This is a genomic window from Lutibacter sp., from assembly GCF_016342705.1.
Lineage (GTDB): Bacteria > Bacteroidota > Bacteroidia > Flavobacteriales > Flavobacteriaceae > Lutibacter.
This window is the reverse complement of sequence record NZ_JAEINV010000026.1, coordinates 21,490-32,929: the sequence shown is the minus strand read 5'-3', so window position 1 is coordinate 32,929 and position 11,440 is coordinate 21,490. Positions and strand designations below refer to the sequence as shown.

7 protein-coding genes are annotated in these 11,440 nt (G+C 30.0%); 4 read left to right on the top strand and 3 right to left on the bottom strand.

Translation table 11 applies throughout. The features are described from left to right. Positions 1-75 precede the first annotated feature (75 nt). The 3 genes from JEY78_RS15575 (at position 76) to JEY78_RS15565 (ending at position 7,017) form a co-directional block, all read left to right on the top strand. On the top strand, positions 76-1,950 hold the full coding sequence (locus JEY78_RS15575) for a tetratricopeptide repeat-containing protein (RefSeq protein WP_291853605.1): 1,875 nt from the start codon (positions 76-78) through the stop codon (positions 1,948-1,950). 91 nt (positions 1,951-2,041) lie between these two features. Then, the gene (locus JEY78_RS15570; protein ID WP_291853568.1) at positions 2,042-3,523 is read left to right on the top strand and encodes a hypothetical protein; all 1,482 of its coding nucleotides are present in this window, start codon (positions 2,042-2,044) and stop codon (positions 3,521-3,523) included. Between the two features lie 212 nt (positions 3,524-3,735). Beyond that, positions 3,736-7,017 (top strand): glycosyl hydrolase, encoded by a 3,282-nt coding sequence (locus JEY78_RS15565; protein ID WP_291853565.1) that lies wholly within the window; start codon positions 3,736-3,738, stop codon positions 7,015-7,017. Positions 7,018-7,128: 111 nt separating this feature from the next. Here the strand turns inward: JEY78_RS15565 and yccS are convergent, their stop codons facing one another. From yccS to JEY78_RS15550, 3 genes are all read right to left on the bottom strand, one after another. Continuing rightward, positions 7,129-9,270: a YccS family putative transporter gene (yccS, locus tag JEY78_RS15560; protein ID WP_291853562.1), complete on the bottom strand. Its 2,142-nt coding sequence runs from the start codon at positions 9,268-9,270 to the stop codon at positions 7,129-7,131. Between the two features lie 135 nt (positions 9,271-9,405). Next, positions 9,406-9,663 carry a hypothetical protein gene (locus JEY78_RS15555; RefSeq protein ID WP_291853559.1) on the bottom strand — a complete coding sequence of 86 codons (258 nt, stop codon included), beginning with the start codon at positions 9,661-9,663 and terminating at the stop codon, positions 9,406-9,408. 278 nt (positions 9,664-9,941) lie between these two features. After that, positions 9,942-10,652, bottom strand: a complete 711-nt coding sequence (locus JEY78_RS15550; RefSeq protein WP_291853556.1) for an arylesterase — start codon at positions 10,650-10,652, stop codon at positions 9,942-9,944. Positions 10,653-10,718: 66 nt separating this feature from the next. Here JEY78_RS15550 and JEY78_RS15545 point away from each other — a divergent pair, with 66 nt between their 5' ends. Then, entirely contained in the window at positions 10,719-11,408 is a 690-nt protein-coding gene (locus JEY78_RS15545) for an ABC transporter ATP-binding protein (RefSeq protein ID WP_291853554.1), read from the top strand. Positions 11,409-11,440 lie beyond the last annotated feature (32 nt).

Sequence of the window (11,440 nt, the reverse complement as noted above, 5' to 3'; positions counted from 1 at the left end):
CTTCTAAACGGCTAAAAAAAATATTTTGAACGGTTAAAGCAACCAAAAAAAGGTCAACCTATTTCAGTATAATACATAAATGGTTTAAAATCTAAACGGCTTATTTTCTTTTTAGACTGTTGTCATGCAGAAGGAATGACAAAAGGTGGTTTTTTTAATAAAAACGAGGATGTTAAAAGTAAATCGGGAATAATTTTAAACGCAAAGAGTTCTGAAGTAGCGGATGGTTTAGGACAAAAGATAGACAATGAACGAGGGGTTTCAATAATTTCATCGTGTAGAGAAGATCAATTATCCTATCAACCCACAGGTCAAAATAGTATTTTCACCAAATGTTTAATAGATGCTGTTCAAGGGAAAAATAAATCTGAATTTAAAGATCCTTTTATTAGAATTTATGAAGTTTTATCTTATTTGCAAGAAGAAGTGCCAAGAATTGCAATGCAAGGTGGTAAAGCCCAAAACCCGTATGTAAACCTTCAGCTTTATGATAATTTTGTACTTAGCTATGTTCCAAAAGAAATTAGAGAAAAACTTTCAATCCAACAAACCGATAAACCAGAAAAAATTTCGAGTAAAGAAATAAAAGAAGTTGTTACATCATATAGAGAAACAGAAGCATCTAATAATTTGTTGCTTTTTGTTCATGGTTTCTCAGGTGAAGCCGCCGATACTTTCGGTATTATCCCTGAATTATTAATGAAAGACCAAAGAATGAATGGATGGGATATGAAACCATTAGGATATTCACCAAATGTAGATCCTGAATTTGGGAAAGACATTTGGGGAGGAATAAAGGATATTGATAAAATTTCTGAATATTTAGCAAAATCTTTCAAATATAAATTTGATAAATACGATAGAATTGCAATTGTAGCACATAGTTTGGGTGGATTAATAGCTCAAAAAGCTATTGTAAATTTAAGTGAAGAACTTAGAAGTAAAATTTCTCATTTAATTTTATTAGGAACGCCCAACTATGGGATTGAAGCTACACAACTAATTAAATTATGGAATAACAAATACAAAGAATTAAGCAGTACGGGAGATTTTATAGTTTCATTGAGAAATGAATGGGACAGTGTTTTTAAAAACAAGTATCCATTTAAATTAAAAGTAGCGGCAGCTACAGATGATGAATATGTGGATAAAGCGTCTAGTTTCGGATCATTTCCAAAGGAATATTGCGAAATTGTTGCAGGAAATCATTCATCAATGGTTAAACCAGCAGATGAATTTAATGACTCCTATAGCCTTATTGTAAGTACATTAACAAATAATTTATTTTATAATCAGTATACAAATAGCGAAGAAATTAATATAGCACTTGGCAAATATGACGCCGTTATTAAAAAGTTGTTGCCTATTGCAAACTCTCTTGATATTAATGGATTAAGACAATTAACTTTTAGTTTGGAAGGTGCAGATAGAAAAGACGAAGCTATAGAGCTCATAACTAATCACCCATTGGCTAAAGATAATGGAGATTTATTTGGAATTATTGGTGGTAGATATAAACGATCTTATTTACTTAACTATAAAATAGAAGATGGACAACAAGCAATTGATTATTACACTAAAGGGTTAGCAATCGCTTTGAAAGAGAACAACTTAAATCAGATTTATTACCAAGCTATTAACCTTGCTTTTTTAAGTATTGTTCTTAAAAATAATGAAAATGAAATGCTGAATTATGCAAATCAGGCTTTAGAAGCAGCAAATGCTTGTCGAAATAATTTGTGGAAATATGCAACAATTGCAGAAGCCAATTTATACCTAGATAATTTAGATGTTGCTAAAGAATATTATACTAAAGCTGCTGAAATGTCAGGAATTCGTGAAAAAATTTCTATGCACACAAATGCTTATAAAGCGTATACTTGTTTAATGAATACAGACAATCCTAATGATGATTTTATAAAATTTTTACATGCTAGTTTTTTAACGTAATCATTTTGAAAATACATTTTAAATAGTTCCAATAATATTTACTATATTGGTTGTTAGATAATTATACTACTACTAACTAAAATTATTTACTATGTTTTCATTCCTTTCACTTAATGTGTCTTACTTGTTAATTCGGTTCGGCCTTATTTTCCCATTATTATTAAACGATCCTGTTGAAGGTTTGGGAAATAGATTTGCGATCCTTATAATTGCTGCCATTATAGCTTATACTACACGATTTATTTTAATACGTTTTATGAACCGTTGGATGCTATCCAAATCTTCCAAAGTTGAAAATAATGCAAATTTCATAGAACCAGCTCAAGAATTAGATAATAACCAAAAGCTTTCTTTTGAATCTTTAAATTCAGATTCGGATTTTTCAAATATAGCAATCCATAGAAAAACGCAGGTTGAACGGGCAAAAAAAATGATGAAATCGCAATTTTTTACAGATTTGCTCATTATTTTGGTTTATAGTGTAGCTGGTTATTTTATTATTGATTCGTACGACCCACTTTATTTATCATATTTCTTATTTGCAATTTTATTTTTAATTTGGACAACAATGGGACAAATAGGCTATAGGCATCAAATTACAGCTTATAAGGATGGAATATTTGATATCATTGCACCTTTTTGGAAATTTAGTTTTGCCGTATTTCAATACAAATGGAAAAATTTAATAGCTATTGCATTGTTATTAATAGCTTTAATTGAAGGTGTACTTAATCTTAGTGTTGGCGATTTTCCAAAAGGTATTACAATGCTTTCAGCTGTAGGATTTAATATTTATTTGTTATATCATTTAAATAAAAAAACTCAAAAGCAAGCTAATTTAACACTTCTAATTTTACGTGTGTTTTTAATTAAAAAAACCTCTTTATTTACTTTTTCAAGGTTAGCTAATTATTGGAAATATTTTGGATCGTATTTTACTGTAGCTGATCCATCATTTTACAAAGTGTTTTGGAAGCGCAATTTTAAACATAGTTTTCCCGTGTTTATAATCATTATATTTTTAATTTATACACAACTTGAGAATACAGATTCTGAAATATTTGGGCCTTTTATTGCATTAATGATTATTGGAGCGTTTGTTTTTATAGAGTGGAGTATTAGAGGTATGAAACGTAATTTTGTTAAAAACGAAAGTGCCTTGCAAAAAGAATTAGCTAGGTTAAAACGTAAACCGCTAAAATTAGATGGAACTTTTAAAGAAACACCTATATCGTGTTACGATAATACTTGGCAAATGACTGTAAATACGTTGATAGAAACAGCAAGTGTTGTTTTAATGGACTTACGTGGATTTTCTGAAAAGAATAAAGGTTGTGAATTTGAAGTCAATCTTTTGCTTAATAAAATAGCTTTAGAACGTATTCTTTTTATAGGTTATGAAGATACCATTCCTTTAATTAAAAGTACTATTGAACGTAAATTCGAAACTTTAGAAGCCAATTCACCCAATAAAGACATTAAAAATGCTAAAGCCACAATATTTGAAGTTAAAAATGAGAATAATAAAGAAACTCAATATATAATGGATATTTTGCTAAAAAAGGCTGTTTAATTATGTGAATAATTTCATAATTCAATTTAAAAAAATACTTTCTTAAGTCATTCTTTTGAAAGTATTTTTTATTTATAACCTTTTAAAACGTTCAAATTCATTACAAATGCAACTATTGTTATAGGTACAAAGGATTTAAATTCGAAATAACTTTTATATATTTGATAGAAATTCATTAATCATACAATCACTGTATTAAAAGTCTCTTTTAAATGAAAAAAACAATCGTTATCTCATTTGTAGTACTGTTTTTAAGTCTACAATTTACGCATGCACAAAAATCTAAAAAAGAAGTAAAACAACCATTGGAATCTATAAAAATAGATGGGTTAAAATGGCGTAGTATTGGACCAGCATTAACTTCTGGAAGAATTTCAGATATTGCTGTAAATCCTAACAATCCATTTGAATATTACGTAGCTTCCTCAGCAGGTGGCGTTTGGAAAACTATAAATTCAGGGGTTGAATATACTCCAATATTTGATGGAGAAGGCTCTTATTCAATAGGTTGTATAACCATAGACCCAAACAATACAAATGTTATTTGGGTTGGTACTGGTGAAAACAATAACCAACGTTCGGTTAATTATGGAGATGGTGTTTATAAATCTTTGGATGGTGGAACTACATGGAAGAATATGGGTTTAAAAACTTCAGAACACATTGGGAGAATTATTGTTCATCCAGAAAATTCTAATATTGTGTATGTAGCGGCAATTGGGCCTTTATGGAGCAAAGGAGGGGAAAGAGGTTTGTATAAAACTACCAATGGAGGAGAAACTTGGGAGGCTGTTTTAACAGTTGATGAACATACTGGTGTAAATGATGTGGTAATGGATCCAAGAAATCCTGATGTGTTATATGCTTCCACATTTCAACGAAGAAGACACGTTTTTACTTATGTTGGTGGAGGACCAGGTTCTGGAATGCAAAAAAGTACCGATGGTGGTAAAACTTGGAATAAAATAAATAAAGGATTACCAACAACAGAATTGGGTAGAATTGGTTTGGCAATTTCACCTGCAAATGCAGAAATAATATATGCTATTGTTGAAGCTGCTGATGACAAAGGTGGTTTTTATGCTTCTACAAACCGAGGAGCAAGTTGGGAAAAAAGAAGTGAACATGTAACAAGCGGTAATTATTATCAGGAAATTATTGCCGATCCTGTGGATGAAAATACCATATATTCAATGGATACTTGGATGTCTGTTAGTCATGATGGAGGAAAAACATTTTCAAAAGTAGGTGAAGTTTTTAAACATGTAGACAACCATTGTATGTGGATAAATCCAAATAATAATAACCATTGGTTAGTTGGTTGCGATGGTGGAATGTATGAAACTTTTGATGCTGCAAAAACGTGGGATTTTAAAGAAAATATTCCTTTAACACAGTTTTATAAAGTAGCAGTTGATAACGATTATCCGTTTTATAATGTTTATGGTGGTACTCAAGATAATTTCAGTCTTGGTGGTCCTTCAAGAGTACTTACAAATCATGGAATTACAAATTTCGATTGGTTTATAACTAATGGAGGAGACGGTTTTGAATCTCAAATAGATCCAAATAATCCAGATATTGTATATGCGCAATCTCAAAATGGATTTTTAGTACGTTACGATAAAAAAAGTGGTGAAATTGTTGGAATTCAACCAAAAGAAAGAGCAAATGAAAATGCATATCGCTTTAATTGGGATTCGCCTTTAGCAGTGAGCAGACACGCATCAGGCCGTTTATATTTTGCTGGAAATAAAGTATTCCGGTCTAATGATTATGGAAATAGTTGGGAAGTTATCAGTGATGATTTATCTGCACAAATTGATAGAAATCAACTAAAAGTATATGATAGAGTAGTTAGTATTGATGCAGTAGCTAAAAATGGTTCAACATCATTGTATGGAAGCGTTGTTGCATTATCTGAATCTCCAATTGATGAAAACTTAATTGCAGTTGGAACTGATGATGGATTAATACATATTTCTGAAAATGGAGGAATTTCTTGGAGAAAAATCACTAATATTTCTGGAGCTCCAAATCAATCATATGTAAATAGTGTATATTTATCAAAACACGATGTTAATGTTATCTATGCCGCTTTTAATCATCATAAATATGGTGATTTTAAACCTTATATTTTTAAATCTACTGATAAAGGGAAAACATGGACAAATATTAGTAGTAATTTGCCAGAAAGAGGAAGTGTATATACAATTGAGGAAGATCATAAAAATAGTGATTTAATTTTTTGCGGTACCGAATTTGGCGCATTCTTTTCACCAGATAAAGGAGCTCATTGGAAAGCATTAAAAGCAGGATTACCAACAATTTTAGTGAGAGATATAACTATCCAAGAACGTGAAAACGATTTGGTAATAGGAACCTTTGGTAGAGGATTTTATGTGTTAGATGATTATTCAGCCTTGCGTACTGTTAAAAATGTTGAACCTTCTTCAACTGCTATTATTTACCCAATTAGAGACGCATTAACGTGGGAACAAAGTTTACCGTTGGGTTTACCGGGAAAATCTTTTCAGGGTGATAACTTTTTTACTGCGCCAAATTTAGGTTCGGAAGCTATGATTACATATTATTATAATGAGGATTATGAATCTTTAAAGGACAAACGTTCTAAGGCTGAAATGGCTCTTATAAAAGATAAAAAAGATGTTTCTTATCCAGATTATAATCAATATAAAAGTGAAAATGAAGAAATAGCTGCTGAGTTGGTATTTACAATTAAAGATGCTGAAGGAATTGTTGTAAAAAAAGAATATAGAAAACCAGAAAAAGGAATTCAACGTTTTAACTGGGATTTAAGGTATACGCTTCAAAACCCTATAAATTTAAGTGAATCATCTTTTTACAATCCTTGGGCAACCAAAGATGAAGGTACATTGGCACAACCTGGAGAGTATACAATAGAAATGCAATTGTATGCTGATGGTAAAGTAACTAACTTAGTAAATCCAGTATCTTTTAATGTAAAAGCATTGGATAATACAGTATTACCGGCTGATAACAGAGAAGCTAAAGTAGCGTTCCAAAAGCAAATAGCACAGTTGGAAGCCAATTATAGAAATACCCAAAATATGATTTCTGAAATAAACCAGAAACTTACCTATATAAAAGCTGCTATTGTTAGATCTGAACAACCTTTTGAAGCATTTACAAACTCTGTTTTAGCCATAGAAAATAAAATTAAAGTTATTAACGTAGCCTTGTATGGAGATCCTATAAAAACTAAATTAGATATAGATCAACCTCAAACACCAGCTAATAGAATTGGAATTATTAGTAATGAGCAAAAGTATACAACATCTACACCTACAAAAACACATAAAGATAGTTATACAATTGCAAAAGCTGAAATTGATGTTATTAAGAAGCAAGTAGAAGCTATTTATAATACAGATATAAAACAATTAGAAGATAAACTAGTAAAATCTGGAATGCCTTATACTCCAGGACGCGGTTACGAATTTAAAAACTAAAAATAGGAGGAAACAAGTATTAATTTTTATTCTAAAAGCCTTTTTTACAAATTTTAAAACTTGTAGAATAAGGCTTTTGTTTTACAAATAGATTTTATAGTAATAAATTTTTTAACTGTTATTTTCAGTTTGCTTAAATAATTTTGCTTGTTCAAGTATTTGTATGGTCACTTCAGTAATATTATATAATAAAGTATAATGAATCTGTTCAGCTTCTTCCTTCTTAGTATGTAATTGTGCACTTATTTCTTCTAAACTATTTTCAATACTTTCTATTTCACTATTGTTTTTAGTAGTTAGCCAAGCAATAGATTCCTCTAAAGCTTTTAAAATATGGTTTTCAAATACAATTATATTTAAAGTTTGTTTTGTTTGCAGATTTCTATGAGCTCCTAATGCGGATAAATAAGAAAGTAACGCATGGTTTAAGTAGGTAAGAGCAAAGGCTGTTTCTTTTAATTTTTGATGTTTTTTAGGATCTAATTGCATATTCTGCCAATCTATAACCAAAGCATTATCTGCCCGGTGAGCTTCTCTTCTTGAAATTCTATAGGCTAAATCATCCGTTATTGGGTTTTTATATTCTATTAAAATTGCTTTTAAATAGGCTGTATTTTTTAGGATTACTTCACTCAATAAATTCGGCAACTTCTTGTATTGCCAATTGGGCCATAAAAACCGAACCACTAAAAACGAAATAAAAGCTCCTATTAAAGTATCTATTAAACGTGGAGCCACCACATCTACACCTTTATTTGCAATAATATTAAATGCACACAATACAAAAATGGTAATGAAAATAATACTGATTGAATATTTTTGTTTCATCCAAAATAAAAATAAATAGGCAGAAGTGAGCATTAAAACAATTTGCCCTGAAAAAGAAAATAATTTAACAACCAAAACACCAATAATTATACCTGCGAAAGTTCCTAAAGTCCTTTGTAAAAGTCGTTTTCTTGTTTCGCTATAACTGGGCTGAAGTACAAATAAAATGGTAAGAATTATCCATTCTCCTTTTGCAATATGAAAATACTTGTACAAAGTATAACCAATTAAAAAAGAGAGACTTAATCTTATCGCATGTTGCATTCTTGGGTGATTAATGCTTAGCTGGTCTTTTAATCGCTCAAAATAAGTACTTGTGTTTTTTTCTAATTTAGGTAATAAATCGGTGTTAAAATTTTTATGAATGTTTTTTAAAGCTTCATGAGATTCGGTTAAATTACGAATCAGTAATTTTATAGGTAAAGAAGGTTTTAATTCATTATTTTTTAATGAATTATTTATGGTTTTTGTCAACCAATCTAGAGATATTGGGTGTTCATAAGGAATACCTGTAAGTAAACTTTCTGAGAAATTTTGAGTGGCATGTGATAGTTCATGTAATAATTGACGAATTCCACCAATTAAATCATTATTTGAAGGGTTCGTACTTAATAAATCATAACGTTCATGGCTAGATGCTGCACGCTCATGCAAACTTTGCAAAACCATAAAATAATACAAATATGGTTTTAATGGTTGTTGATTTATAAGTGACTCACCATAACTATTTAAAACTTCTTTACATCGGTCTAATGCTTCAACAGTTTGCACATTTAAGAGCGAAAGTTTTGCTCTTATTTCTTTTTCTGCATCTTTATTGCTAGGAAAAAATTTTGATTTTTCATTTAAATATAATGAGAGCGCAGAAAAACCTCTAGACAGTTGTTCCTCTAGAAGACTATATGGTTTTAAACGTAAAAATATGTAAGAAAAAGCACCATAAATAAATGCTCCTAATGTTAGTAAAATAGGTTGAATATACCAATTAGGACTAATTGGAGAACCAATCATGGCATAAATACCAACTAGTAAAGCCCCAAATGTTATGCCTCTATATCGTTCACTTACTCCTCCAATTAAAATAAAAATAATGGTAGACAAAGCAAGTCCAATTCCTAAAAGTATAGGATATGGTTGTAATAATTCTACTGAAAAACTTGATATTGCAAAACTGATAATTTTTAAAATCATAGATTTTAAGCGCCCTTTTGGATGGTCATCTGTTTCTGAAAGTGCTCCAGCAAGAGCTCCCAGAGCTAATGTTACAGCATAAAAAGGCATTCCAATACTGACCATTAAAACAACAAGTATTCCAATTACCATAGTTGCTTTAATTGCTAAAAACCTATTTGGATTATTAAATAATGTTGTTTTAAATGATGTATACCAAGTTAGTTGTTTTAGGTAAAAAGAAAGTTGTAACATTTTTATTTTAAATAAATATAAATTTGCAATGCATTGCAAAAGTAAACAATCGAGATTTAAACTGTAAGCAAAGTTTATTTTTTGATGCTTAATAATTGCACATTAAATGAAGAAAAAAATAAAAGGAATTGCTATTTATAATTGATTAATGTTTAACAACCAAAACTCTTGAAAAGAGTCATCTTCTTGTGTATTATTTAAAATTTTAGTTAAAACATTTTTATACTCTAAAGTTCTGTATTCATTGGGTATTAGCAGTATAATTGGAATTAAGCCTGTTGTATCAATACTTTTTAAAGTATCATGTTTCCATTTTTCCCCATTAACAACAGGTGTTAAATAATTTAAAGCTAAAAACAAGCTCCTTTTATTTTCTGTTTCATATTGCCACATATCTACTAATACTCAAATAATCATGTTTGTTTCTTGTTGGAGGAATTAAAGTCAGTTGGATTTTTTATGTCCAATAATTTGTTATTATTAATAAGTTTGTTATATACTAAAATTGTTTGCCTTGCATCAGTCACATTTTCAATCATTTTTTTTGTCTTAGCTAGACTAATTGAATCTATGCGTACAAATGGATTTGAAAATACATTTAAACTTAAAAAACAGCTTATAATAACAAATATTAGCCTATTTTTTTTAACATACTTATATTATTAAAATTTTTACAAATTAATTATTGGCGCTAAAACTTCCCAAACATTTTTTGCTAATATTTTATGCCCTTCAACTGTTGGATGTATTCCATCGGCCTGATTTAATTCTGGAATTCCGCCAACATCTTGCAATAAAAAAGGAATTAAATAGAGGTTGTTTTTTTTGGCTAATTCAGGAAAAATAGTTTTAAACTCAGTAATATAATCTTGCCCCATGTTTGGAGGTAATTGCATTCCAGCTAAAATAATTTTAGTTTCAGAATTTTTTGCTAACACAGCATCTATAATTGCTTGTAAGTTTTTTTTGGTTTCAGATAAAGGAACACCACGTAAACCATCATTTGCACCTAATTCTAAAATAAAAACATCAATATATTCATTCAAAACCCAATTAATTCTACTTTTTCCACCAGCAGTTGTTTCACCACTTACACCAGAATTAATAACGGTATATCCCAATGAAAGTGAATCTATTTTAGTTTGAAGAATTGAAGGAAAAGCATCATTTACATCATCTAACCCATATCCAGCCGATAAACTATCTCCAAAAACCAAAATTGTTTTTGTACCACTACTTTTTTCTTCAGCATTACCAGTTTCAACAGCCGTTTTTTGAGTTTTATTCTGATTTTTAGAGGAGTCTGATCCACAAGAGAGTAGGATTGCAAAAAGCAAAAAATAACAAAAATTTATGAAAATCTTCATTGTATTTTTATTCATATTTAAAATCAAATGTTTATTTTTCAAATTCAGCATAAATAAGTAGCTATTTTTTAAATGAGTACAATGACAAATATATTAAAGATTCATGAACTAGAGAAAACTTATACAAGTGGTTCAAAAAAATTAACAGTATTATCCAATATTTCTTTTGAAGTTGAAAAGGGAAGTATTTTTTCTATTGTTGGTCCTTCAGGAAGTGGAAAAACCACTTTACTAGGTTTGTGCGCTGGATTAGATTACCCAAGTTCTGGAAATATAGAACTATGCGGTAGCAATTTAGAAAACCTAAATGAAGATGAACGCGCGCAATTACGGAATAAAGAAGTGGGTTTTATTTTTCAGAATTTTCAATTACTTCCTACGCTAACTGCTTTAGAAAATGTAATTGTACCTTTAGAGTTGCAAGGTGATAAAAATGCCAATAAGGTAGGAATGGAATTATTACAAAAAGTAGGATTGGCAGATCGTTCTCATCATTATCCGTCGCAATTATCTGGTGGAGAGCAACAACGCGTAGCTTTAGCAAGAGCTTTTTCAAACAAACCAAGTATTTTATTTGCCGATGAACCTACTGGAAATTTAGATGAAGAGACTGGAGAAAAGGTAATTCAACTGCTGTTTCAATTAAATAAAGAAGCAGGAACTACCTTAGTTATTATTACCCACGATTTAGATTTAGCCAATAGAACACAACAAATATTGCGATTAAAAGGAGGGAAAATAATGTCGAACGAAAAAACAGTTGCAGTTTAATGAGTCATCTACCTTCAAAAACTTTAGTGCAA

What these genes read in the sequence shown, in the direction of transcription:
- JEY78_RS15565 (WP_291853565.1), top strand. Translation starts at nt 3,736, where the DNA reads ATGAAAAAAACAATCGTTATCTCATTTGTAGTACTGTTTTTAAGTCTA.
- yccS (WP_291853562.1), bottom strand. Translation starts at nt 9,270, where the DNA reads ATGTTACAACTTTCTTTTTACCTAAAACAACTAACTTGGTATACATCA.
- JEY78_RS15550 (WP_291853556.1), bottom strand. Translation starts at nt 10,652, where the DNA reads ATGAATAAAAATACAATGAAGATTTTCATAAATTTTTGTTATTTTTTG.
- JEY78_RS15555 (WP_291853559.1), bottom strand. Translation starts at nt 9,663, where the DNA reads ATGTGGCAATATGAAACAGAAAATAAAAGGAGCTTGTTTTTAGCTTTA.
- JEY78_RS15570 (WP_291853568.1), top strand. Translation starts at nt 2,042, where the DNA reads ATGTTTTCATTCCTTTCACTTAATGTGTCTTACTTGTTAATTCGGTTC.
- JEY78_RS15545 (WP_291853554.1), top strand. Translation starts at nt 10,719, where the DNA reads ATGACAAATATATTAAAGATTCATGAACTAGAGAAAACTTATACAAGT.